Annotated in this window: 23 protein-coding genes and 2 pseudogenes; 13 read left to right on the top strand and 12 right to left on the bottom strand. The window is 70.5% G+C overall.

What is annotated here, in order from left to right; genetic code table 11:
- The first annotated feature begins 4 nt into the window (after positions 1–4).
- From ACIBK4_RS06170 to sucD, 5 genes are all read left to right on the top strand, one after another.
- Positions 5–1,222: a vWA domain-containing protein gene (locus ACIBK4_RS06170; protein WP_398992552.1), complete on the top strand. Its 1,218-nt coding sequence runs from the start codon at positions 5–7 to the stop codon at positions 1,220–1,222.
- A gap of 65 nt (positions 1,223–1,287) precedes the next feature.
- The gene (locus tag ACIBK4_RS06165) at positions 1,288–2,133 is read left to right on the top strand and encodes a hypothetical protein (protein ID WP_398992550.1); all 846 of its coding nucleotides are present in this window, start codon (positions 1,288–1,290) and stop codon (positions 2,131–2,133) included.
- A gap of 89 nt (positions 2,134–2,222) precedes the next feature.
- A complete protein-coding gene (locus tag ACIBK4_RS06160; protein WP_398992548.1) occupies positions 2,223–2,396 on the top strand; it encodes a hypothetical protein in 174 nt (57 codons plus the stop codon).
- 451 nt (positions 2,397–2,847) lie between these two features.
- Positions 2,848–4,026: an ADP-forming succinate--CoA ligase subunit beta gene (sucC, locus tag ACIBK4_RS06155; RefSeq protein WP_398992546.1), complete on the top strand. Its 1,179-nt coding sequence runs from the start codon at positions 2,848–2,850 to the stop codon at positions 4,024–4,026.
- Between the two features lie 21 nt (positions 4,027–4,047).
- Positions 4,048–4,932 carry a succinate--CoA ligase subunit alpha gene (gene sucD, locus ACIBK4_RS06150; RefSeq protein ID WP_019066811.1) on the top strand — a complete coding sequence of 295 codons (885 nt, stop codon included), beginning with the start codon at positions 4,048–4,050 and terminating at the stop codon, positions 4,930–4,932.
- A 272-nt stretch (positions 4,933–5,204) separates the two neighbouring features.
- Here the strand turns inward: sucD and ACIBK4_RS06145 are convergent, their stop codons facing one another.
- Positions 5,205–6,422: a sigma factor-like helix-turn-helix DNA-binding protein gene (locus ACIBK4_RS06145; protein WP_398992543.1), complete on the bottom strand. Its 1,218-nt coding sequence runs from the start codon at positions 6,420–6,422 to the stop codon at positions 5,205–5,207.
- 96 nt (positions 6,423–6,518) lie between these two features.
- Here ACIBK4_RS06145 and ACIBK4_RS06140 point away from each other — a divergent pair, with 96 nt between their 5' ends.
- On the top strand, positions 6,519–8,423 hold the full coding sequence (locus tag ACIBK4_RS06140) for a DUF6350 family protein (RefSeq protein WP_398992541.1): 1,905 nt from the start codon (positions 6,519–6,521) through the stop codon (positions 8,421–8,423).
- 22 nt (positions 8,424–8,445) lie between these two features.
- Here the strand turns inward: ACIBK4_RS06140 and ACIBK4_RS06135 are convergent, their stop codons facing one another.
- Entirely contained in the window at positions 8,446–9,234 is a 789-nt protein-coding gene (locus ACIBK4_RS06135; RefSeq protein ID WP_398992539.1) for a hypothetical protein, read from the bottom strand.
- A 332-nt stretch (positions 9,235–9,566) separates the two neighbouring features.
- Between ACIBK4_RS06135 and purN the strand changes: the two genes are divergently transcribed.
- The gene (gene purN / locus ACIBK4_RS06130) at positions 9,567–10,196 is read left to right on the top strand and encodes a phosphoribosylglycinamide formyltransferase (protein ID WP_398992537.1); all 630 of its coding nucleotides are present in this window, start codon (positions 9,567–9,569) and stop codon (positions 10,194–10,196) included.
- On the top strand, positions 10,193–11,767 hold the full coding sequence (gene purH, locus ACIBK4_RS06125) for a bifunctional phosphoribosylaminoimidazolecarboxamide formyltransferase/IMP cyclohydrolase (protein ID WP_398992535.1): 1,575 nt from the start codon (positions 10,193–10,195) through the stop codon (positions 11,765–11,767). The genes purN and purH overlap by 4 nt, the downstream gene beginning before the upstream one ends.
- 78 nt (positions 11,768–11,845) lie before the next feature.
- Here the strand turns inward: purH and ACIBK4_RS06120 are convergent, their stop codons facing one another.
- The 6 genes from ACIBK4_RS06120 to ACIBK4_RS06095 all read right to left on the bottom strand — a co-directional run bounded on the left by ACIBK4_RS06120 (position 11,846) and on the right by ACIBK4_RS06095 (position 16,467).
- Complete coding sequence (locus tag ACIBK4_RS06120; protein ID WP_318018310.1) at positions 11,846–12,316, bottom strand: hypothetical protein; 471 nt, start codon at positions 12,314–12,316, stop codon at positions 11,846–11,848.
- A 46-nt stretch (positions 12,317–12,362) separates the two neighbouring features.
- Entirely contained in the window at positions 12,363–13,307 is a 945-nt protein-coding gene (locus tag ACIBK4_RS06115) for a hypothetical protein (protein WP_398992533.1), read from the bottom strand.
- Between the two features lie 95 nt (positions 13,308–13,402).
- Positions 13,403–14,956: a protein kinase gene (locus ACIBK4_RS06110; protein WP_398992531.1), complete on the bottom strand. Its 1,554-nt coding sequence runs from the start codon at positions 14,954–14,956 to the stop codon at positions 13,403–13,405.
- Positions 14,953–15,720: an FHA domain-containing protein gene (locus ACIBK4_RS06105; RefSeq protein ID WP_398992529.1), complete on the bottom strand. Its 768-nt coding sequence runs from the start codon at positions 15,718–15,720 to the stop codon at positions 14,953–14,955. The genes ACIBK4_RS06110 and ACIBK4_RS06105 overlap by 4 nt, the downstream gene beginning before the upstream one ends.
- A 97-nt stretch (positions 15,721–15,817) precedes the next feature.
- A complete protein-coding gene (locus tag ACIBK4_RS06100; protein ID WP_398992527.1) occupies positions 15,818–16,261 on the bottom strand; it encodes an ATP-binding protein in 444 nt (147 codons plus the stop codon).
- Positions 16,258–16,467: a hypothetical protein gene (locus ACIBK4_RS06095; RefSeq protein ID WP_398992525.1), complete on the bottom strand. Its 210-nt coding sequence runs from the start codon at positions 16,465–16,467 to the stop codon at positions 16,258–16,260. Before ACIBK4_RS06095 ends, ACIBK4_RS06100 begins: the two co-directional genes overlap by 4 nt.
- A 109-nt stretch (positions 16,468–16,576) precedes the next feature.
- On the opposite strand from ACIBK4_RS06095, the gene ACIBK4_RS06090 reads away from it, so the two are divergent.
- Entirely contained in the window at positions 16,577–17,428 is an 852-nt protein-coding gene (locus ACIBK4_RS06090) for a helix-turn-helix domain-containing protein (RefSeq protein WP_398992523.1), read from the top strand.
- Positions 17,409–17,612 carry a DUF397 domain-containing protein gene (locus ACIBK4_RS06085; protein WP_398992521.1) on the top strand — a complete coding sequence of 68 codons (204 nt, stop codon included), beginning with the start codon at positions 17,409–17,411 and terminating at the stop codon, positions 17,610–17,612. Before ACIBK4_RS06090 ends, ACIBK4_RS06085 begins: the two co-directional genes overlap by 20 nt.
- A 231-nt stretch (positions 17,613–17,843) precedes the next feature.
- On the opposite strand, the pseudogene ACIBK4_RS06080 reads toward ACIBK4_RS06085, so the two are convergent.
- A pseudogene (locus tag ACIBK4_RS06080) lies at positions 17,844–17,933 on the bottom strand (ALF repeat-containing protein); the annotation flags it as partial.
- Between ACIBK4_RS06080 and ACIBK4_RS06075 the strand changes: the two are divergent.
- A pseudogene (locus ACIBK4_RS06075) lies at positions 17,932–18,366 on the top strand (transposase); the annotation flags it as partial. The pseudogenes ACIBK4_RS06080 and ACIBK4_RS06075 sit on opposite strands and share 2 nt — an antisense overlap.
- Here ACIBK4_RS06075 and ACIBK4_RS06070 read toward each other — a convergent pair.
- From ACIBK4_RS06070 to ACIBK4_RS06060, 3 genes are all read right to left on the bottom strand, one after another.
- Positions 18,363–19,919 (bottom strand): oxidoreductase, encoded by a 1,557-nt coding sequence (locus tag ACIBK4_RS06070; protein ID WP_398992983.1) that lies wholly within the window; start codon positions 19,917–19,919, stop codon positions 18,363–18,365. The pseudogene ACIBK4_RS06075 and the gene ACIBK4_RS06070 sit on opposite strands and share 4 nt — an antisense overlap.
- A gap of 340 nt (positions 19,920–20,259) precedes the next feature.
- Positions 20,260–20,724, bottom strand: coding sequence for an ALF repeat-containing protein (locus ACIBK4_RS06065; protein ID WP_398992519.1), 465 nt, complete (start codon positions 20,722–20,724; stop codon positions 20,260–20,262).
- A gap of 242 nt (positions 20,725–20,966) precedes the next feature.
- The gene (locus ACIBK4_RS06060; protein WP_366431156.1) at positions 20,967–21,581 is read right to left on the bottom strand and encodes an RDD family protein; all 615 of its coding nucleotides are present in this window, start codon (positions 21,579–21,581) and stop codon (positions 20,967–20,969) included.
- 244 nt (positions 21,582–21,825) lie between these two features.
- Between ACIBK4_RS06060 and ACIBK4_RS06055 the strand changes: the two genes are divergently transcribed.
- Positions 21,826–22,680, top strand: a complete 855-nt coding sequence (locus tag ACIBK4_RS06055) for a bifunctional methylenetetrahydrofolate dehydrogenase/methenyltetrahydrofolate cyclohydrolase (protein WP_398992517.1) — start codon at positions 21,826–21,828, stop codon at positions 22,678–22,680.
- A gap of 34 nt (positions 22,681–22,714) precedes the next feature.
- Positions 22,715–23,203 (top strand): DUF3017 domain-containing protein, encoded by a 489-nt coding sequence (locus tag ACIBK4_RS06050; RefSeq protein ID WP_398992981.1) that lies wholly within the window; start codon positions 22,715–22,717, stop codon positions 23,201–23,203.
- Positions 23,204–23,273: the final 70 nt, after the last annotated feature.

Here is a 23,273-nt window from a genome sequence, read left to right as displayed (position 1 = left end):
GCGGATGAGTACGGGGACCACCGGGGAGACCGAGACGGTCGCGGACAGCGGCGTCGCGGATGCCGGCCGGCTCGGCCGGCCCGGTCAGGAGCGGTTGCGGCGGTGGCGGCTGGTGCTCGGGGGTGATGCCGCCGACGGCACCGGGTGTGAGCTGTCCGGGCAGGACGCCGCGATGGACGGGGCGCTCGCCGCGCTGTACGGCAGGCAGGACAAGGGGCGGGCGGCGAAGGACCGTTCGGCGGGGCTCGGGGCGTCGGCGCCGTCGGTCGCGCGCTGGCTCGGGGACATCCGGACGTACTTCCCGTCCTCCGTCGTCCAGGTCATGCAGCGTGACGCCATCGACCGGCTCGGGCTGTCCGCGCTGCTTCTCGAACCGGAGATGCTGGAGGCGGTCGAGGCCGACGTGCATCTCGTCGGCACGCTGCTCTCCCTCAACAAGGCGATGCCGGAGACCACGAAGGAGACGGCGCGGGCGGTCGTCCGCAAGGTCGTCCAGGACCTGGAGAAGCGGCTCGCCACCCGCACCCGGGCCACCCTCACCGGCGCGCTCGACCGCAGCGCCCGTATCAACCGGCCGCGCCACCAGGACATCGACTGGAACCGCACGATCGCGGCCAACCTCAAGCACTACCTGCCCGAGTACCGGACGATCGTGCCGGAGCGGCTGATCGGGTACGGGCACGCGTCCCAGTCCGTGAAGAAGGAGGTCATCCTCTGCATCGACCAGTCCGGTTCGATGGCGGCCTCCGTCGTCTACGCCTCCGTGTTCGGCGCGGTGCTGGCGTCGATGCGGTCGATCAACACCCGGCTCGTCGTCTTCGACACGGCGGTCGTCGACCTCACCGACCAGCTCGACGACCCGGTGGACGTGCTCTTCGGGACCCAGCTCGGCGGCGGCACGGACATCAACAGGGCGCTCGCGTACTGCCAGTCGCAGATCACCCGGCCCGCCGAGACGGTCGTCGTGCTGATCAGTGACCTCTACGAAGGGGGCATACGGAACGAGATGCTCAAGCGGGTCGCGGCGATGAAGGCGTCGGGGGTGCAGTTCGTGACGCTGCTCGCGCTGTCCGACGAGGGCGCGCCCGCCTACGACCGCGAACACGCCTCCGCGCTGGCCGCGTTGGGGGCGCCGGCCTTCGCCTGTACGCCCGATCTGTTCCCGGAGGTGATGGCGGCGGCGATCGAGAAACGGCCGTTGCCGATACCGGACACCGCGTGACGAACTGGCGTGTGCAGTAGGGGGGTTGTGCGTCCACAGGACACCCGTGCGAGGATCGTCGCCTCATGAACTGGCCCGCCGCACTGCCCGGTGCCGCCCTGCGCGTGATGCGTACGGCGGTTGGGCGGCGTGTGCGTGAACGTGTGCTTCAAGTCGCCCTGCTGGTCGGCGGGTTGTTCGTGCTCGGCGTTGTCTTCGGGGGACAGGCGCAGGCGGCGGACGGGGTTCCGGGCAAGCCGCAGATTCCGGTGGTGGCCTCGGTGGTCAAGCCGGTTCCGGTTCCGGCCCCGGTTCGGGTTCGGCTTCCTGTTCTCGCTCCGGTGTTGACCCCGGTCTCGGACACGGTGGAGCGGGTCGTGCGGCCCGTGAGCGACGTGGTGACGAAGACGGTGACCGAGGTGTTGACCGAGGCACCTTCGTTGCCCGCCTTGCCTACGTTGCCCTCGGTTCCCGCAGTGCCGAGTCAGCCGGTGGTTCCGGTGCCGGTGCCTCCGGCGCACACCGTGCCGGTGCCGACGCCCGTCCGGTCCGCCCCGCGGCCTTCGAGCGGTGGGCATCGTTCGGATGTCTCGGCTGCGAGGCCTGCCGAGGTGACGGTAGGCGCAGGCGTCACGTACGGGCCGCGCTTCGTCGCGGACACCGCCGATGCGTTCGGCGCCGTAGGACATGCGGTCGTACGGCATGACGCGTCTGCGGGGTCCGCCCCCACGCACCAGGCGCCCACCGATGACCCCGACGGCGCGCAGCGCAATCAGCCGGGTGTGGACAACGGCGGCTCGCGGCACTGTGACGCGTGCGCCGTGACCCTGGACTTCCGGGTGCCCGTGCGGTTCGTGCCTGGTGTCGCCGCGCGTGCGGAGGTCGCGGAGGCCCGGGACAGGTACCGGGACGTTCCCGTTTTCCCAGGCTAGGCAGGCCCTTTCCGGCAGTTGAGCTGAGTTCAGCTGCCCGGAATGTCGCCATGTCTCCCTTTCGGAACGCCTGAGGAACCGACGTACGCATGAGCAGCGACACGAGCACGAACATCGACATCACCCCGGCCGAACTCCGACGACGCCTCGTCGACGCCGTGGTCTCCGTCCCGAGCGGGTCCCGGGTCAGGGCCGCCGCGGCCATCCAGGGTGCACGGGCCGCACGCAATGTCTGCGCCCGGACCGTTCGGCACTGGGAGTAACCGACTCCGTGAGGCAGTGACCCCGGACGGCCGAATGCCGTCGGTCTGTCCGGAGCGCGTCTCGCGGTATGGGGCCTCGCCGGGCCAACCCCAACCCGGTGAGGCCCCGCCCGAACCACCCACCCGAGTCACCCGCCCGAACGACCCACCCGAGTCACCCACCCGAACCACCCACCCGAGCCGACCTCGCGAACCACCCACCGGAACGACCTGCCCGTACGTCCCGTCCGCGGCACTCCGTGTCACGGAATCCGGCATCATGTGACAGGTATCACCGCTCAGGTGTGACCCTCGATTTAGGGGCCCCCTGCAAGCAGCGATAACCTGCGAGACGGACATGCCGCGCGCTCGGTCACCGTGTGCGCCTCCCTTGTGACAGCGGACGTCACGTTGCCCTTCGCGGCACGCCCACGCATCCAACGAACCGCGATATCACTGAGGACGGAAGCGCGTGGACCTGTTCGAGTATCAGGCGAGGGACCTCTTCGCCAAGCACGATGTACCGGTGCTGGCCGGTGAAGTCATCGACACGCCTGAGGCGGCCCGCGCAGCCACCGAGCGTCTTGGTGGCAAGTCCGTCGTCAAGGCCCAGGTGAAGGTCGGCGGCCGCGGCAAGGCCGGTGGCGTGAAGCTCGCCGCCACCCCGGACGAGGCAGTCGCCCGGGCGACGGACATCCTCGGCATGGACATCAAGGGCCACACGGTCCACAAGGTGATGATCGCCGAGACCGCGCCCGAGATCGTCGAGGAGTACTACGTCTCGTACCTCCTCGACCGCACCAACCGCACCTTCCTCGCCATGGCGTCCGTCCAGGGCGGCGTGGAGATCGAGGTCGTCGCGGAGGAGAACCCCGAGGCCCTCGCGAAGGTCCCGGTCAACGCCAACGAGGGCGTGAGCATCGAGAAGGCCCGCGAGATCGTGGCGCAGGCCAAGTTCCCGGCCGACGTCGCGGAGCAGGTCGCCGAGATCCTGGTGACCCTGTGGGACACCTTCGTCAAGGAGGACGCCCTCCTGGTCGAGGTCAACCCGCTCGCGAAGGTTGCCGACGGCCGCGTCATCGCGCTCGACGGCAAGGTCTCGCTGGACGAGAACGCCGAGTTCCGCCAGCCGGAGCACGAGGCGCTGATCGACCACGACTCCGCCAACCCGCTCGAGGCCGCCGCCAAGGCCAAGAACCTCAACTACGTCAAGCTCGACGGCGAGGTCGGCATCATCGGCAACGGCGCGGGTCTCGTCATGAGCACCCTGGACGTCGTCGCGTACGCCGGTGAGAACCACGGTGGCGTGAAGCCGGCCAACTTCCTCGACATCGGCGGCGGCGCGTCCGCGGCCGTGATGGCGAACGGCCTGGAGATCATCCTGGGCGACCCCGACGTCAAGTCGGTCTTCGTCAACGTCTTCGGCGGCATCACCGCGTGCGACGAGGTCGCCAACGGCATCGTCCAGGCGCTGCAGCTGCTCGCGGACAAGGGCGAGGACGTCACCAAGCCCCTCGTCGTCCGTCTCGACGGCAACAACGCCGAGCTGGGTCGCAAGATCCTCTCCGACGCCAACCACCCGCTGGTCCAGCGCGTGGACACCATGGACGGCGCGGCCGACAAGGCCGCCGAGCTCGCGGCTGCGAAGTAAGGGACGAGGGACAAAACAGCCATGGCTATCTTCCTCACCAAGGACAGCAAGGTCATCGTCCAGGGCATGACCGGCTCCACGGGCATGAAGCACACCAAGCTCATGCTGGCGGACGGCACCAACATCGTCGGTGGCGTCAACCCCCGTAAGGCCGGCACGTCCGTCGACGTCGACGGCACCGAGATCCCGGTCTTCGGCACGGTCGCCGAGGCGATCGAGAAGACGGGCGCGAACGTATCCGTCCTCTTCGTACCGCCGGCCTTCTCCAAGGCCGCGGTCGTCGAGGCGATCGACGCCGAGATCCCGCTCGCGGTCGTCATCACCGAGGGCATCGCCGTCCACGACTCGGCCGCGTTCTACGCGTACGCGGTCGCGAAGGGCAACAAGACCCGGATCATCGGCCCGAACTGCCCCGGTCTCATCACCCCGGGTCAGTCGAACGCCGGCATCATCCCGGGCGACATCACCAAGCCGGGCCGTATCGGCCTGGTCTCGAAGTCCGGCACGCTGACGTACCAGATGATGTACGAGCTGCGTGACATCGGCTTCTCGTCCGCCGTCGGTATCGGTGGCGACCCGGTCATCGGTACCACGCACATCGACGCGCTGGCGGCCTTCGAGGCCGACCCCGACACCGACCTGATCGTGATGATCGGTGAGATCGGTGGCGACGCGGAGGAGCGGGCGGCGGACTTCATCGCGAAGAACGTCACGAAGCCGGTCGTCGGTTACGTCGCGGGCTTCACCGCGCCCGAGGGCAAGACGATGGGCCACGCCGGTGCCATCGTCTCCGGTTCCTCGGGTACGGCTGCCGCGAAGAAGGAGGCCCTTGAGGCCGCCGGCGTCAAGGTCGGCAAGACCCCGACCGAGACGGCGAAGCTGGCCCGGGAGATCCTGGCCGGCTGATTCACCTGGCTTCACGTTGATGGGCCCGTTCCCGTGGGTGGGGGCGGGCCCATCGCGCGTTCTGGGGTGCCTGGTTCGGTTGTCTGGCGGCTGCGGGTGCGTCGTGGCTGGTCGCGCAGTTCCCCGCGCCCCTAAAAGCCTCGGCTGACCTGCGTTTTCAAGTGGCCCAGTTCCGCGAGCCCCTTAAAAACGCAGGTCGGCTAAAGCGGGGCCGTCTTTTAGGGGCGCGGGGAACTGCGCGACCAGCCCCCACCGGGCCCGCGGCCGACGAACTACCGACCGATCGGTGCCAGCCTCTCCGGGCCGCTCGTCATCCCGCTCCGCAACCGGTCCCGTAGAGCAACCTGTTCCTCGGACAACGCACCCTGCACAACCCGCGCCGGCACCCCCTCCACCCGTTCCCCCAAGGGAACCGGCGCCTCATACCGCGTGGGTGCGACCCGCAGGGTGAACGTCGTCGCCCCGATGATCGCGACGGTGAACGCGATCGCCGCCCGGGTCCAGAACACGGTCCGGCGTTCGCCCACGAAACGAACCGTCGGCGGCTTGGCCGCGTGCAGCCGCCCGGTGGAGGCGAGTTCGGTCATCCGCCGGTGCAGTTCGGTCGGGTCGGACAGGTCCGGGAGCTGCGCCGCAAGCGCCTCGCGCGCGTGCAGTAGCCGGTTGGCCGCCGCCGGCGTACTCGCCTCCGTCTCCGCCGCCGTCTCCGCGAGCCCGAGCCCGACCCCGTCGTAGAGAAGCAGCGTGCGGCGGTACGACGGCGGGAGTTTGAGGAGGGCGGTCAGCAGGGCGCGGTCGGACGCGTCCGGCGGCGGGGGTTCCGGGTGGCGGTATCTGGGGCGGAACCGGTGCCAGGGGGAGAGGGCGTACTCGTACGCCACCGACCGCACCCAGCCGGCCGGGTCGCGGTCGACCGCCACCTCGGGCCACCGCTGCCAGGCGACCTGGAAGGCCCGCTCGACGGACTCGCGCGCCAACTCCCGCCGCCCGGTGAGTAGATACGCCTGCCGTACGAGGGCGGGCGCGCAGAACGCGTAGAGCGCGTCGAAGGCCTGAGCGGGCGTCAGGGGCGCGCGGGACGGTTCATCGACCGGTACGGGGACGGGGACGGGGACGGGAGCGGGGACGAGGACGGGTTCGAGTACGGCGGTGTCGTCCACCACCTCGACCTCGACCACCTTGACCTCGGCCACCTCGGCTACTTCGGCCACCTCGACCCCCTGGACCCCCTGGACCCCCTGGACCACCTCGGCCGTCTGCACAGCCGTCCGCTTCATCACGGTCTCTTCTTCACCCAGGCTGGTGAGCAATTTCGCGTACGCCTCCCGTTTCCGGCCGCGCGGTGTCGTACGGCCGGTCTCCCACGAGCGCACCGTCTCGCGGCTGACGCCCACCCGCTCGGCGACCTGAGCCTGTGTCAGCGAGCCCGCCTCGCGCAGGCGTCGGCGTTCCTTGGGCGGAGGGAGCGGGGTTGCAGGGCTCTGCGTCACCGGACGCCCCTTCGTACGAAAAAGTACATAAACGTATATTGAGCGACACTTCCGAGGTTCGCCTGTTACGACGAGAAAGCGCGTGTCGTTGGGAGCATGGCGGGCGTGATGCCGATGACCCACCGCCGAGCGCTGTTGTCGCCCCTGCTCACCCGGATGCGCGACCGATCCCCCGGACTGGCCGCCAGCCTGTTGGGTGGCGCGGTCGCGGCGGGGCTCGGGCTCGGTTCGTTCGCGGTGCTCGTGATGGTGCTGTGGATCAGCTCGCCGTACCCCGACAGCGGACCCGGCGGCGCCCTGCACATGGCCGCCGCCCTGTGGCTCCTCGCGCACGGCGTCGAACTCGTCCGCGCCGACACGCTCTCCGGAGTCCCCGCCCCCGTGGGCGTCACCCCGCTGCTCCTCCTCGCCCTGCCCCTTTGGCTGCTGCACCGGGCGGCCCGGCACGCGGTACTGGGTGGGGGCGACGGTGACGACGACCCCGAGGGCCCGCCCCTCATCGCCGCCCGCACCGCCTGGACCGGCGTCGCCCTCGGCTACCTCGCCGTAGGCACCGCCGCCGCCCTCTACGCGTCCGGCGGCGAACTCTCCCCCTCCTGGAGCTGGACCGCCGTCTGCCTCCCGCTGCTCGCCGCGGGCGCGGCCGGGTCGGGCGTGTGGACGGCGTACGGGCGCCCCCGCGAACCCGTGTTGAGCGTGCTGATCCTGCTGCCGGCGGGGCTGCGACGGCTCGTTCTCGGCCCCGAGGCCCGTGAGTCCCGGGCCCGTATCGGCACCGCCGCCCGCGCCGCGGGACTCGGTACGGCGGTGCTCGTCGGGGGCGGTGCGCTGCTGCTCGGGTCGTCCCTGATCTGGCACGGCGGTGCCGCCCGGACGTCCTTCCTCCAGCTGACGGAGGGCATGTCGGGCCGGTTCGCCGTCCTGCTGCTCTGCCTCGCGCTGATCCCGAACGCGGCGGTGTGGTCCGCGTCCTACGGCCTGGGCCCCGGCTTCGCCCTCGGCGTCCACCACACGGTCGCCCCCCTCTCCTCGGCCCCGGCCCCGCTCCTCCCGCCGTTCCCCCTCCTCGCGGCGGTCCCGGACGCGGGCACCGGAACCCCGCTGAACTGGCTCGCGGGACTGGTGCCGGTGGCCGCCGGGGTGATGGTCGGGTGGTTCGTGGCCCGGGTCGCGGTAGGCGGCTCCGCACGTCAACAGGCCGACGGCGCGGGCGAGTTGACGGAGGAGCAGCAGCGGAAGGCGGCCGGCGCCGGGCTGCGTCAACAGCCGCCGCACGCCCCTTCGTCCAAGTCCCCCTCGTCCAAGTCCCCGTCGTCCAAGTCCTCCTCACCGCAGGCCCCTTGGGCGCAGGGCCGCACCGCCGCCACCGCCCTGCTCGCCGCCGCGCTCTGTGCCGTAGCGCTGGGTCTGCTCGCGGAGTTGTCCGGGGGGCCGCTCGGGGGTGCCGCGCTCGCGCGGTTCGGGCCGGTGTGGTGGCAGACCGGGGGAGCGGCGCTGGGGTGGATCGCGGGGGTGGGGGTGCCTACGGCGATCGGGCTGCGGGCGTGGCGGCTGCGGGAACGCCGGGTGCCTGCGCCGACGACAGAGCAGTCGACGATCGGGAAGCCGCGGGACGGAGAGGTCGCCCCCACGCCCAACCCGACCCCCACCTCTACGCCCACCCCCGTCGCGGGCGACCCGGTGCCCTGGTTCCGGAGGCCGCTCGCGGTCGGCCGGGGTTGGTTCGCGCGCAGGCCGAAGAAGGCGGAGCAGCCGGTCCCCGTACCGGTTCCGGCGCAGGCTCCCGTCGACCAGCCGTACATCGCCTACGACCACGACCCCACGTTCGACCCGTACGACTTCCTGCCCGTCGACGTGCCGTCGGAGCCGGCGCCCACCCCCTGGTACGACGACGCCTCCCGCGAGGCCCGCTGGGCGGCCTTGAGGGAGGCGTCCACGTCGTCGACGCCGGCGGAACCTGCGGAACCCACCGACGAGCCGGAACCGCCGGTCACGAACTGACCGGCGCCGCCCATGAGTTGGGTCAGTTGGCGGTGCCCAGGAATCCCCGCAGCTCCTTCGGCAGGAGCTGGTTGCAGGACTGCTTGGCCTCGTTCGTGAGGGCGTCGTTGGCGCAGGTGTAGTAGTCCTTGTAGACCAGCTGCGCGACGAACATCGCGGCGACCAGGGCGATCGCCAGGGACGCGGTGACCAGGCCGCTGATCGCCGCCGTCGTCTGCGGGCGGGCCTGCGTGTCGGGCACCGCCGGGGTGTCCGGGTCGGCGGTGGGGGACTTGGCGCGCAGGGCGCTGCCGCCCCAGTAGAGGGCGAGCGCGCCGAGCAGCAGGGCCACGTACGGCCAGCCGAAGAGGGAGAAGAAGAAGGCCCACATACCGCTCAGCAGGGCGTAACGGGCGCGGCGCTGGGCCGGGTCCGTCGGGTCCCAGCGCATGCCGCCCTGTCCGGGGCCGGTGTTGTTCGGACCCTCGGGGCCGCCCTGTCCAGTGGGGCCGCCGGGCCGGTCGCCGAAGTTGCCCGGGGAACGCCCCGGCTGCCGGTCGCTCCACTGACTGCCCCACGGCGAGTGACCGCCGTCACCCTGCGGGGCGTCGCCGTCCTCGCCGCTCTCCGGGCGCCGCGGCTGCCACGGCCGGTCCGGGGTGCCCTCGGGCGGCGGCGCGAAGGGATTGTCGTCCTGCCCCGCACCGCTCTTCCCGTCCGAGGGCGCGTCGGGCGGCGACGAGGGCCGCTCCCGGAGCAGCACGGTGCCGCGCTCCCCTCCCTGCGCCGACAGCGGGGGGAACGTGAGGAGTCGCAGACTGCGGTCCGGCATCAAATGAGCGTCTTCCCCTTGGTGGTTACGTCTCCGACATGAACTGTCACGTCCTGAGCTGTCTCCTCATGAACGGACACTTCACGAGCTGTCACTCCGTGAACGCCTCGCACGACAAGCGCGTTCCCGGACCCGCTCTCCCCAGACGCTACCTTCCGGCCACGCCCCCGTCCCGTGGGGGCTGTCCGGTGTGCCGGTATCGTTGCTGACGGTCGGCCGCTTCGTAGACTTCCCCGTATCCCGGGGCGCGAAGCATTCGTATGAACGCACGAGACATACGGATGCGTGAGCCGGCCGTACAAGACGACGCTCCCCCGAGAAAGGGCCCCGCCGTGGCCGCCAAGCCCGTGGCCAAGCGCCTCGTCGTGCTGGTCTCCGGATCCGGTACGAATCTGCAGGCGCTCCTCGACGCCATCGAGACCGTCGGCACCGAGGCGTACGGAGCCGAGATCGTGGCCGTCGGCGCGGACCGTGAGGGCATCGAGGGGCTCGCCCGTGCCGAGCGCGCCGGGCTGCCCACGTTCGTGTGCAAGGTGAGGGACTTCGGGACCCGCGAGGAGTGGGACGCGGCGCTCGCCGAGGACACCGCCGCGTACGAGCCGGACCTGATCGTGTCGGCGGGGTTCATGAAGATCGTGGGCAAGGAGTTCCTGGCCCGCTTCGGCGGCCGGGTCGTGAACACGCACCCCGCCCTGCTGCCCAGTTTTCCGGGAGCCCACGGCGTACGCGACGCGCTCGCGTACGGCGCCCGGGTCACCGGCTGCACCGTCCACTTCGTCGACGACGGCGTCGACACCGGGCCGATCATCGCTCAGGGCGTGGTCGAGATCCGGGACGAGGACGACGAGAGCGCTCTGCACGAGCGCATCAAGGAAGTCGAGCGCACGCTGCTCGTCGATGTCGTGGGGCGGCTCGCCCGCAACGGCTATCGCATTGAGGGACGAAAGGTAGTTATCCAGTGACCGCCGAGAACATCGACAGCGGCAAGCGGGCCATCCGTCGCGCGCTCGTCAGCGTCTACGACAAGACCGGCCTGGAGGAGCTGGCCCGCGGCCTGCACGAGGCGGGCGTGGAGCTCGTCTCCACGGGTTCCACCGCCGCGAAGATCGCCGCCGCCGGTGTCCCCGTCACCAAGGTCGAGGAGCTGACCGGCTTCCCCGAGTGCCTGGACGGCCGGGTCAAGACCCTGCACCCCAAGGTGCACGCCGGCATCCTCGCCGATCTGCGTCTGGAGAGCCACCGCCGGCAGCTCGACGAGCTGGGCGTGGCCCCCTTCGACCTGGTGGTCGTCAACCTGTACCCGTTCCGGGAGACGGTCGCCTCCGGCGCGTCCGCCGACGAGTGCGTCGAGCAGATCGACATCGGCGGCCCGTCGATGGTCCGCGCCGCCGCCAAGAACCACCCGTCGGTCGCGGTCGTCACCAGCCCCGCGCGCTACGCCGACGTCCTGAGCGCCGTACAGAACGGCGGTTTCGACCTCACCACCCGCAAGCGGCTCGCGGCGGAGGCCTTCCAGCACACGGCGTCGTACGACATGGCGGTCGCGAGCTGGTTCGCGAGTGCCTACGCGCCCGTGGACGACTCGCTGTTCCCGGACTTCCTGGGCGCCACCCTGGAGCGCAAGAGCACGCTGCGCTACGGCGAGAACCCGCACCAGCCCGCCGCGCTCTACGTCGACGGCACGGGCACCGGACTCGCCGAGGCCGAGCAGCTGCACGGCAAGGAGATGTCCTACAACAACTACACGGACACGGACGCCGCCCGCCGGGCCGCCTACGACCACGACGAGCCCTGTGTCGCGATCATCAAGCACGCCAACCCGTGCGGTATCGCGATCGCCGCGGACGTCGCCGAGGCGCACCGCAAGGCGCACGCGTGCGACCCGCTGTCGGCGTTCGGCGGTGTGATCGCGGTCAACCGGCCGGTGTCGAAGGAGATGGCGGAGCAGGTCGCCGAGATCTTCACCGAGGTCATCGTCGCGCCGGACTACGAGGACGGCGCCCTCGAAGCCCTCGCCAAGAAGAAGAACATCCGGGTGCTGAAGGCCCCGGCCGCGCCCTCGCACCCCGCCGAGGTCAAGCCCATCGACGGCGGCGCCCTGCTCCAGGTCACCGACCGCCTCCAGGCCGACGGCGACGACCCGGCCAACTGGACGCTGGCGACGGGCGACGCGCTCTCCGAGGACGACCTCGCCGACCTCGCCTTCGCCTGGACGGCCTGCCGCGCGGTGAAGTCCAACGCGATCCTGCTGGCCAAGGACGGTGCCTCGGTCGGCGTCGGCATGGGCCAGGTCAACCGGGTCGACTCCGCGAAGCTCGCCGTCGAGCGGGCGGGGGAGGAGCGGGCGCGGGGTTCGTTCGCGGCCTCGGACGCGTTCTTCCCGTTCCCGGACGGGCTGGAGATCCTGACCGCGGCCGGCGTCAAGGCCGTTGTCCAGCCGGGCGGTTCGGTCCGCGACGAGCTGGTGGTCGAGGCCGCGAAGAAGGCCGGCGTCACGATGTATTTCACGGGGACGCGGCACTTCTTCCACTGATGAGTCGCCCACACACGTGAGTGACGGGGCTCCCGCACAGGTCGACCTGTGCGGGAGCCCCGTCTGTCGCCCGTCGGCTCAGGTGAGCCAGACCGAGCAGGAGGCGGACGTCACCCACTTGTGGGAGCGGATGTTGTTGTCCACGACGAAGCCGTTGCTGAAGTAGTTGTCGGTCAGGTTGTCCGCGAAGTACTCGTTCGGGGACAGGCAGGTGTAACCGCCGCCGTAGCCGGCCAGGTACCAGAACTGGACGACGTCGTTGCCGCCGGTGTACCCGGCGTTCATGACGGACGAGGCCCGGTCCCAGACACCGGTGAAGCCGCCGCCGGCCGCGTTCCAGTCGCTGTCGTTGCCGGCCGTGACTCCCAGGAGCGTGCCCTGGCAGTCCAGGCCGTCCCAGGCGTAGACGTTGCCGTTGCGGCCCGGCCACTTGTTGTTGCAGCCGGTGGCCTGGGCGCCGGTGTCGGACGCCTGGGCCGCCGTGGCGGGCACGCCGAGCCCCAGCACGGTCAGGCCGATGACGGCCGCCGCGATGCCGAGTTTGCGCATGGTGGATCCCCCTTGTTTTCGTGTGGGTAGGTGGTGCGGGTCCGCGTCAGGCGCGTGGCGGCACGATCCGTACCGCCCGGTCGTACGCCTGCCGCTCAAGGCGCCGGTAGGTGTTCAGCGCCTCGCCGTAGCGGCCGGGCAGCCGGTCGACGTAGTACGTCTCCCGGGATGCGGCCACGGTCTTCAGGGAGGTCGCGCGGGCGCAGGTGGCGTCGGCGGCCGCGGTCCTCCGTTCGGTCGCGAACGCCTTGTCCGCGCCGGTGGTGCCCAGGCGGGCGGTGTTCTCCCGCACCGCGTCCCGGGCGGCCTGGGGGTCGGGATAGGAGAGCCCGGCCCGCTTCATGCACCGCGACCAGGCGCTCACGGCGGTGGTCAACTGCCGGTCGCGCAGCAGCTGTTGGCCGTACAGGGTGGGCAGTCCGGTCGCGGTCTTCGAGGCGCGGAACCAGTCCCCGGGGTCGCCGTACAGCGCCTCCTCGGCCACCTTCGTGCAGCCGCCGAGCCGGGTGCGAACCTCCTGACCGCCGCCGGGGAGTTGAGCAGAGAGAACCTGTACGTCGCTGCCGCCGCCGTCGAGCGCTCTGTCGAAGGCGGCCCGGCGCGCGGCGGACAGGCTCTGGCGATAGGCGGCGATGGGGTTGTGCAGGCGCAGCTGGTCCTGCCGCGCCTCGATGCGCCCGCCGTAGCCGTTCTCCTCGGCCCACGCCACGTCGTCCTGGACGTACCGCACCGGCATGCTCTCGCGCAGGGTCAGCGTGCGGTCCTCCCAGTACGCGAACCCGTGACTGTTCATGCACCGCCTGGTCAGGCGCTGTTGGGCGTCGCCGATCCGGAGTTCCTGCTGCCAGGTCAGCGGCTGCGGACCACTCCGGCCGGCCGCCGCGGTGGCCGCCCCCGGGCTGCCGGAGTCCGAGCCGTGACCGCATCCGGTCACGACGGCTCCCGTCACCGCCAGGGCCGCACACAGTGCAGCAGCGAACGCACGCTTCATGACCTGCCCCCGTGTTTCCCAGTGCCACCCCGTCCTGAGCGGCACTCACACCGTGGGGCACGCGGGCCGCGCGGGGTACCTCGGAACTCTCAGGGTCACGTACTGCCGGGAGGCGTGTACTCCTTGAGGTAGTGCGCGACGCGGGCGGCGTAGGCACGGTTCTTCGGGGGAACGCCGCCCGTGTCGTTCACCTTCTTGTACGACGTCCGGTAGGCGGCGGCGATCAGCACGCGGCGGTCACCGGGCAGCGAGGACTTCAACCCGCTGTCGATGAAGCACAGGTAGCGGCCCATGGCCGGGATCGACTGGGCCGGGGTCAGGGGAGGGGCCGGGGTCGCCGAGGCCGGGATGCCGTCGGCGCGGATCCACCAGCGCAGGACGGCCGGGGTCCAGCGGGCGATGCCGTACTCGCCGCCGCCGGGCACGGACGGGTCGGAGAGGTCGGGATCGAAGTTGCTCTCGGTCTTCAGCATCGCCGCGACGAGGGCCGGGGTGACCTCCGGCAGGGCGCACGTGTGGGCGGCGTCGACGATCAGCCGGCGGTACTGGACCGGGACGCCTTTGTCCGTGCGGAGTTCGGAGGCGCCGTAGACGGAGGCCGAGCTCTTCGCGGCCGGGGTCGTGCCGGTGCCGGCCCAGTGGCTGATGCCGTACCCGGCGGCGGCGACGGCCACGGTGGCGACCACCGAGGCGACGGTGACGGCGGTCCGGCGGCGCCGCGGCAGCAGGCCGCGCGGCAGCCGGGGCGAGGTCTCCGTCCCGGCCGCCGATTCGACGCGGCGCAGCAGGGCGGCCGTGTCGATGCGGTCGGCGTGGGTGCGGGTGAGGCAGGCGCGGACGATCTCCCGCCAGGCGTCGGGGAGTTGGGGGGAGAGGCGTAACTCGTCGGTGCCGGAGGCGTAGGCGGCGGCCGCGTCCCGGCGGGCGGCCGGGGTGGTGCCGGGGAGGGGAAAGGAGTCGGCGAGGACGAGATGGGCCAGGACCCCGAGCGCCCAGACATCGGCGGAGGGACGGATACGGCGCCCGCGTTCGTCGATCTCCGACCAGAGGACTTCGGGGGGTGTGTAGTCCGGGGTGGAGAACGCCGGGGTGTAAGCGTGCGTGCCTTCCAGTTCGGCCGCCATATTGAAGTCGGCCAGCCGGGCCGAACCGTCCTTCATCAGCAGGACGTTGGCCGGTTTCAGGTCACCGTGCACCCAGCCCGCGCGGTGCAGTTGGTCCAGCCCCGCGCAGATCTGCGCGAGGAGGAGGGGCCCGGCGTCGGGTCGCGGAGTGGCGGCCAACAGGGATGCCAGTGACCGTTCGGCCTTCTCCAGTACGAGCACGGTGGCGCCGTCGAGGGCGGGGCGGGACGGGTCGTCGACGGTGAGGGTGTCGTACATCCGGATGAGCCGGGGTCTCTTCAGGCGCCGGTGCAACTCGACCTCGCGCTCGACGAGTTCGCGCAGATGGGCGAGTTGGCGCGGGGTGCCGGTGCCGGTGGGCAGGAACTTCAGGGCGGCGATACGGGGGAGATCCTCGCCGACGACATCGCCGGTGCGCCGGGCCTCGTAGACGCTGCCGAACGCGCCCGTGGCGATCGGTGCCCGCACCTCCCACACGCCGACGCGGTAGCCCCGGGGGACATCGACGGCGTACGGCTCGCTCACCGCGCCAACCGGCCCAACCGGTCCGCCGGTGCGACGGCGAGGACGAGCAGGTCGTCCTCCCGGACGAGGTCGAAGCGGAGCGCCAGCGACACCAGGGACTCCTTCTTGCCGTTGAGGCGCGGGCCCTGGTCGGCCTCGTCCGGGCCGGGCTTCAGGCGCAGCTTCACGGCCAGGTAGTCGATGTTCCACTGGACCGAAGTACGCGACGCGGCGGGCCAGTTGGGGCGCAGCCGGTCGACGACCTGGTCGACCGTCGGCAGCGGGGCGTGTGGTTCGCCGCGCAGCCGGGGTTCGCAGAGGGCGGCCAGGACCGCGAAGTAGCGCTTGGTGCGGTCGACGGAGAAGGCGGGCGCGGTGGTCCCGCCGACAGCGTTGTCGTCGCCGGCCCCCGCATGCAGGTAGTCGTGGCGGGGCGCCCACACCTCGATGGGCAGCAGATCACCGGCGGCGGGCAGCACGATCCGCGAGAACTCGAAGGGAACGGGGGCATCCAGCCGCCCCGCCCCCACCTTGATGTGCTCGCCGGCCCCTTCCGGGTTCTCGACGACGTACGTCTGCTCCCGGCTGAGATTGCTGAGCGTCCAGAACGCGCCCTGGGCGCCGATCTCCCCCGCCCTGCGCGAAACGCCCTCGTGCGCGATCGGCAGGTCGGCCCCACACCCGGCACGTCCGAAGGTGATCCGCTCACCGGGGGCGAGCCGGTGCTGGGTGCGGTTTCGCTCGTCCTCCGAGGTCGGCGGAGGTACCACGACGATGCTGTACAAGGTGCGTCTCCCCGTGCCCGACAGCTACCGGTGTCAGGGTAGGGCGACGCACGGGACCGGTGTCCCCCTTCTGCGGGCGCGACACGGGGTGTGGCGGTTATTGGCGCGAACTGTTCAGTGGGGCGGGGTGGGGCTGGGGGCTTGAGCCTTCGCCTGAGCCGGAGCTCAAGTCGGCGTCGGGCGGGGGCAGTTCACACCACACCGTCTTGCCTTCCGCCCCCTGCTCCACGCCCCACCGCACGGCGACGGCGTCGAGCAGGACCAGCCCGCGCCCGTTCTCGTCCTCCGGCCCGGCCTCCCGTACGACGAGCCAGGCGTACGGCTCCGGGTCCGTGACGGCGACTCGGGTACGGCCGTCGGTGTGGGTCACCGTCAGGGTCACCGGGGTGCCCTCGCCCAGGTGTTTGATCACGTTGGTCAGTAACTCGCTGACACAGAGCTGGACTTCGGGACACGGGACGCCGAGATGTGCGCGTACGGCTCGGCGGGCCTCCGGTACCACCTTGGGGGCGGCGAGGAGTTCGAGGACGAACGGACTCACCGGCCGGCCGCCTTGCGGAGGGCGGCGGTGAGGGCCCTGGCGGTGTCGAGGTTGCAGTTGCCAAGGTCGACGAGGGGGGTGCCGTAGGTCATGACGACGGAGGGCAGATCGAGGCCGAGGGACGGAAGGGTGATCCCGTGTTCCTTCAACGCGGCCTGGAGTTCGGCTACTTCGGCGGTGGCTTTGTGGGAGTAGGGGCTGGTCATGGACGTACACCTCTCTCTGTGACGAATTGCTCACAGAGTGGCGTGGAATCTCGTACCGTGACAGAGGTTTGGGTTGCACCCGGGAACTGGCAAAAGGCGGTGGTGAGTTGTGCCCCCACGCAAGGACACCGACGCGTCGGAGAGCGTCCCCTCTTTCTACGGCGCGGAGTTGCGCTTCAGGAGGGAGGCGGCGGGCCTGACGCTCGAACAGTTGGCGGAGGGAAGCTATCGGGGCATCCCGTTTCTGAGCCTGATCGAGCGGGGTGAGCGGCGAATGCCGTTGGATCTCGCCCAGCATGTCGACAAGCGGCTCGGTACGGATGGCTTTTTCGAGCGGCGTTGTGAAGACGCGCGGAAAGCGAAGCAAGCGGGGCATGCGGAGTACTTCGCGGATGTCGCTGAGATGGAGAAGTACGCAGAGTCGATCGAAGACTGGGCGCCGGCGTTGCTTCCAGGGTTGTTGCAGACGGAGGCGTATGCCCTGAAGGTTGTTCGGACCGGTAGTCCGTGGCTCCCGCCCGAGACCGTCGACATTCAGGTAACGGCTCGCATGGAGCGTGCGAAGCTCTGGCAGCGGGAGGAACGTCCGGCGTTCTGGGCGATTGTGCGCGAGGAGTTGATCCGCAAGCCGCTTCTGCCGAGCGAGGAGATGGCAGCCCAACTGGAGCACATCGCGGACGTGATCCGTTCCAATCAGGGCGTTTTGCAGATCCTGCCGGAAACGACGGTGGCCTACCCGCTGATGATGGGGATGATCCGGGTCATGACCTTCCCGGACGCGCCACCGATGGTGTACACGGAGGGTCTGCACAGTGGCCAAGTGATCGACTATCCGGCCCTCGTGAAGGACTACCGCAGGTCGTACGATCTGCTCAGGGCCGCGGCACTACCGCCGGAGACATCCCTGGACATGATCGAGCAAGCTGCGGAGGATCACAGAAATGGCAAGCACAGGGCCTGACTTGAGCTCCGCTGTCTGGCGTAGGTCCAGCTACAGCAACAGCAGCGGCGGCGAATGCGTCGAGGTCCGCGACGACCTTCCCGGTGTCGTCCCCGTCCGTGACTCCAAGGTCCCGGACGGTTCGGCGCTGCTCATCCCCGCCTCCGCCTGGGCGTCCTTCGTCGGCTGGGCCGGTGCTGTCTAAGACCTGTCCTGAAACAGGCCGGGATGGCCCGCGTACCCGCCCCCACGCGCCCGCAGCCGCCGACGAACCGGGAGCGGGTCGTGGCGGTACGGCGCAGCCCGCCGCTCAGCCGGCACCAACCCGTTCAACCATGGTGAGAAACCAAAGGGCCCGACCGGCGGCGGGCTCGCCGTACCGCCACGACCCCGACCCACCCACACACCCGCTGCGGACCCGCCTAAGGGACGACGCTCAGCCGTCCACCTCGTACTGGCCCACCGCGATGAAGTACCGCAACTCCTCCGGCGTCCCGTCGACCGCCGCTTCCGCCGCCGCGCGCAGGACGGACAGCAAGCACCACCTGATCACCGACCCGACCGGCATACCTCTTGCTGCCACTTCGACCGGCGGCAACCGCAACGACGTCACCCAGCTGATCCCGCTCCTCCAAGCCGTGCCACCGGTGCGGGGCAAGCGCGGCCGACCCCGACGCCGTCCGGGTGTCGTGCTGGCCGACCGCGGCTACGCCCACGACAAGTACCGCCGGCTGGTCTGGGACCTTGGTGTGAAGTCGCTGATCGCCCGCCGAGGAACCGAACACGGCTCCGGGCTCGGTGCCCAACGCTGAGTCGTGGAGCGCGCGTTCGCCCATCTGCACTGGTTCCGCCGCCTGCGGATCCGCTGGGAGGTACGCGACGACATCCACGAAGCATTCCTCACCCTGGGATGCGCCCTGCTCTGCTGGCGACGGCTGAACTCAGCTGTCGCCCACTAGTTTTTCTGCAGTGCGCGGGTGACCCCCGCGATGATGGCGGTCGTCAGCACCCAGCCGAAGGCGATCAGTAGATAGGCCAGCCACTGGAGGCTGTCGTTCGTCCAGTACCAGGCAGTGCGCTGGCCCAGGCCGCCGATGGGGATCAACAGGTCGAGTGTGTAGACCAGGGGCTGGAACGGGGCGCCTTCGCCTCGTTGGACCGGAGCGGGGGCGTGAGTGCTGAAGGACAGCGTGCCCAGCAAGGTCAACGCGAGGAGCCAGACGCCAGCCAGCCAGGGGCGGTAGCCGTAGCCAACCGTCACGTCGAGCAGGTGCCCCCACGCGCGCGCGGCCCAGGGCAGAGTCTGACGCCGATGGCGCTGTCTGGCCAGGAGTACGCGGCGGGCCTCGTCGTCATGACCGGCCTTCCGGTACCAGCCCGCCAACTGCTCATAGGGCTGGGGACTGTAGCCGGGGCAGCGTCGTATCCACGCCACGCGGTGGGCCACGGAACCCCGGAGTCCCACCGCCTCCCGCCGCTCGCCCGCCTCATCCACCTTGATGGAGCCGTAGACGAAGCCGTCCAACTCCACCACCGCCGGCCAGCTGTGCTCGTTGTCGTGGAGGTAGGACACCCGTGCGGCGCGCAGGTCCACCGTGCCGGACGGCGGTTGGGCGAGGGTGAGGTCGAAGTCGACGGCCTGCATCAGCATGCCGAGCAGCGCCGGGCCGTCACCATCGGGAGGTCCGTTCAGGACGGCTCCTTCGAAGGTTGCCAGGTCCGAGACCTGGGTGCCGCGCAGCCTCACGGTCCCGTCGGCCGTGAACCCGTCGGAGAAGTTGAGTGTCGAGGCCACGGCATGGTCCAGGGAGAGGGCCACTCCACGCGGGCCGGGACATTCCAACCGCGCGCCCCGCATGTGCAGCCCGCGCGGCAACTGTGCCTCCATCAGCCGGACTTGCCCTCGCGCAACGAAACCGCCCTGACAGAAGACACCCCCTTCCATAACCAGGCCACCGGCGGCCATCGCCCATCCTCCGGGCGCATTGATGCGGGCTCCGTTCAGGAGCATGCCACCGCTCACGTGGGCGTCACTGAGTGAGAGGGCGGTGCTCACGTGGTTGAAAGGCGAGGAAGCGAGGCTTTCCACAACGGAGCGCCGCAGGTCGAGGTTTCCCTCGATGCGGGCTGAATCGGCTTCGATGCCGGGCACTCGGCTGTCCGTGATCGCGAGCGTCTGCGTTGTTGCTCCGAGAAGGTCGACCGACTCCTCGAACCAGCAATCCTCGATCCACAGGGCGTATTCGATCAGCGCGCCGGCCAGGTTGAGTTGCCCGGATATCCGCGCTCCGGCAAGCCTCAGGCACGCGACGGCGCCCGGTTGCGTGGTGTTCCCACCCAAGAGGAGTGCCACGATCACGGCGGACCGAACCGTCCGCCCAGGACCCCACTGCCCACCCTCGGCAACACGGTCGTCCTCCGGCACGCCCGTGCGCAGATCCACGCGGCGCCCATGGGGAAAGGCGTCCCACAGCTCACGCTCCGGTGAAGTCAACTCGTCATATGAGAGCACCCAAGCAGAGTAGTGATCTTCCTCCGCGCTCACCCTGCCCCACGCACACTGATCGGAGGGCCGTCCATTCTGTTAGGAGTTCTAAGACCTGTCCTGGAACAGGCCGGGATGGCCCGCGCACCCGCCCCCACGCGCCCGCAGCCGCCGACGAGACGGGAGCGGGTCGTGGCGGTACGGCGCAGCCCGCCGCTCAGCCGGCACCAACCCGTTCAACCGTGCTGAGAAACCAAAGGGCCCGACCGGCGGCGGGCTCGCCGTACCGCCACGACCCCGACCCACCCACACACCCGCTGCGGACCCGCCCTGCACGTCTCCGGCGGACGCGCCTACGGGACGACGCTCAGCCGTCCACCTCGTACTGGCCCACCGCGATGAAGTACCGCAACTCCTCCGGCGTCCCGTCGACCACCGCTTCCGCCGCCGCGCGCAGGGCGGGGCTGATGGTCGGGTCGGCCAGGATGCGGAAGACGGCGACGCGGTCGTCCTCGGCCTGGGCCAGGCGGTACCCGGTCTTCAGGAAGGTGCGCAGGTCGTCGACCGTGCCGTTGAGCGCCTTGTTGGCCTCGCGGACGACGCCCTTGCCGGAGTCGGGGTCCGCCAGGATGCGCAGGACCGCGATGCGCAGGTCGTCGTCCGACATGGTGTCCACCGTCGCCGGGTCGACCGGGGAGTACGCGGCGACGACCGTGGACGTGGATGTCGCGTCGGCCGCGTGTGCCGGGGCCGCGAGGAAGAGGGCCGGGGCCACGGCGGTGGCCGCGACGAGCAGGGCGGTGTGGCGGACGGTTCGACGGATGGGTCTCACGGGTGAACCTGCCTCACTGGAAAGGGAGTTGGGCAAGCCGTGATCTTCGCACCGCACCGTCCGGGACGTCATTGCCGGGTACAGGCAGTCTTTGCGGCGCCGTTCCTGCCGTAGAACCGAAGGGGGACCGGAGGAGAACCGGAGAGGGACCGGAGTAGGACCGGAGTAGGGGCGGAGAAACGCCCCGGGGCGATACCACCACCTGGTGATACCGCCCCGGGGCGAACACGCGAACCGGTGAATTACTGGGTGCGGATCACGATCGAACCGCAGATCTTGTCCGCGAACGTCTGGCGCTTCGCGTCCCACGCCGGCCACAGGAAGCCGATGTAGCAGGCGATGCCGTCCAGGAAGTGGGCGAGGCGGCGGACGAACGCCATGCCGACACCCAGCGGCTGGCCGTCGCTCTCGCGGACCAGGCGGATGCCCAGCGCCTGCTTGCCCACGGTCTGGCCGGTGCGGCCCTCGCGGATCAGCTGCCATATGCCGAGGCCGAGGAGGAGGAGCGCGCCGATGCCAAGCAGCGCGCCGTTCTTGCTGGTCATGCCGACGATGTACAGCACGTACGGGATGGCGAAGACGAGCATGTCGACCAGGGTGCCGAGGAAACGCTGACCCCAGTTCGCGTACGGCGGGGTCGCGCCGTAACCGGGCTGCTGGTAGCCGGGGTACGCCGGCTGCTGCGGGTAGCCGTAACCCTGCTGCGGCGGGACACCCTGAGGCGCGCCCTGCGGGTAGCCGTAGCCCGGCTGGCCGCCCTGGGGCTGGCCGTACCCGGGCTGGCCCTGCGGCTGGCCGTAGCCCGGCTGGGGGTTCTGCTGCGGTTGCCCGTAGGGGTTGTTCGGGTCGTAACTCATGGCGGGTTTTCCTCCGTTGGCAATGCGGGGACGATGCGGATTGCGCGGAGGTATGTCACAAGATGAGCGGCTTGCCCCCCAACACCTACCGCAGTACTGCGGCGTTCATCGTTCTAGTCGGGGCTGGATTTTGTCCAGCGGCATTCCATAGGTGTTGTGTAAGTGCAACATCAGTGATCATGGCGATACACCCGGGGTGTACCCGGATTGGAACCCGGAGGGCGTCATCCGCGAGGATGGGTCCATGACCGCCCAAATTCTCGATGGCAAGGCCACCGCAGCCGCGATCAAGTCCGATCTGACCGCCCGCGTGGCGGCGCTGAAGGAGAAGGGCGTCACGCCCGGCCTCGGCACGATCCTGGTCGGGGACGACCCCGGCAGCCAGAAGTACGTCGCCGGCAAGCACCGGGACTGCGCCCAGGTGGGCATCGCGTCCATCCAGCGCGAACTGCCCGCCACCGCCTCGCAGGAGGAGATCGAGGCGGTCGTACGCGAGCTGAACGAGGACCCCTCCTGCACCGGGTACATCGTCCAACTCCCGCTCCCCAAGGGCATCGACGAGAACCGCATCCTCGAACTCATGGACCCGGACAAGGACGCCGACGGCCTCCACCCGATGAACCTCGGCCGCCTCGTCCTCAACGAGCCCGCCCCCCTGCCCTGCACCCCGAACGGCGTCCTCACCCTCCTCCGTCGCTACGGCGTGGAGATCAAGGGCGCGGAGGTCGTGGTCGTCGGACGCGGGGTCACCATCGGCCGCCCGATGCCCCTGCTCCTCACCCGGCGCAGCGAGAACGCCACCGTGACCCAGTGCCACACCGGCACCCGCGATCTCTCCTCGCACCTCAAGCGCGCCGACATCATCGTCGCCGCCGCCGGTTCCGCCCACCTGATCCGCCCCGAGGACGTCAAGCCGGGCGCCGCCGTCCTCGACGTCGGCGTCTCCCGCAACGCCGACGGCAAGATCGTGGGCGACGTCCACCCGGACGTCGCCGAGGTCGCCGCCTGGATCTCCCCGAACCCCGGCGGAGTCGGCCCGATGACCCGCGCCCAGCTGCTCGTCAACGTGGTCGAGGCGGCGGAGCGCAGTGTCGCCTGACAACAACCCCGGCAAGACCGAGGGCACCCAAGACATCCAGGACGTCCAAGACGCTCAGGACACCGGGAGCGCGGACGACATCGAGGTCACGGACCCGGTCAGCGCGCCCGGCGCCGACGGGAAACCGCGCCGCACCACCCGCCGCTTCCCCCTCTTCACCCGCGACACCGCCCGCCCCGAGGGCGGCGGCCGGGCAGCCGCGGGCGACGCCCCGGCCCCGGCCCGCCAGTGGCCGATCCTCGCCGTCCTCGGCACGGTCGGCCTCGGCCTCCTGCTGACCGCCTTCGACGTCTTCCGCTACGGCACCCTGCTCATCGGCGCCGCACTCCTGGCCGGCGCCGTCCTGCGCTGGGTCATGCCGGACGTCGGCATGCTCGCCGTCCGCTCCCGCTTCACCGACATCGTCACCTACGGCGTGCTCGGCCTCGCGATCGTCCTGCTGGCGATGATGGCCCAGCCGAAGCCGTGGCTGACGATCCCGTACCTCAAGGACACCCTGCACTACACGGTGAGCTCCAACTAGCCTGCCGCGCCCGGCAGTTCACGACACACGACGGCGGCCCGTCCTCTCCCCCGAGCAAGGACGCGCCGCC

The sequence above is a fragment of the Streptomyces sp. NPDC050528 genome (genome assembly GCF_044457795.1).
Lineage (GTDB): Bacteria > Actinomycetota > Actinomycetes > Streptomycetales > Streptomycetaceae > Streptomyces.
The sequence above is the reverse complement of the archived record's forward strand: the minus strand, read 5'-3'. Positions and strand labels throughout refer to the sequence as shown.